Source organism: Pseudomonas sp. D47, from assembly GCF_045447305.1.
Taxonomy (GTDB): domain Bacteria; phylum Pseudomonadota; class Gammaproteobacteria; order Pseudomonadales; family Pseudomonadaceae; genus Aquipseudomonas.
In genome coordinates this window covers 1-303 of record NZ_JBJGXU010000215.1, presented here as the reverse complement: position 1 = coordinate 303, position 303 = coordinate 1, and the positions used below count along the sequence as shown (strand labels likewise).

General features: G+C 57.1%; 1 protein-coding gene. It reads left to right on the top strand.

What is annotated here, in order from left to right; genetic code table 11:
* Nucleotide 1: 1 nt before the first annotated feature.
* Nucleotides 2-303 (top strand): hypothetical protein (locus tag ACI77I_RS32285; RefSeq protein WP_407000271.1); only part of this gene is annotated, 302 nt, incomplete at its 3' end.

Below are 303 nucleotides of genomic sequence, written 5' to 3'. Positions count from 1 at the left end.
CATTGGCCTTCTGGTGCTGGCCGCCATGGATTCAAAGACGCGCGACGTCGAATCCGTTCTCAGCGATTTCAGACGCTGCCTCAATACCTACGACGCCTGGGCGGAGAGCTTTTTTAGCTTTTCGGCATTGGATGTCGAGCAGGTATTCAAAGTCGGGAATGAGGTGGCGCTCGTCGCGCCGATCGATCGCTCTATCCTGCCCAGCACCACCGTTGCAGCGTGCAAGCAAGACGGCACCTTGACCTTGGTGCATATGTTCCAGAGTGCTCGATTCGTGCCCATTGGCAACACGCCCGTGGTGTT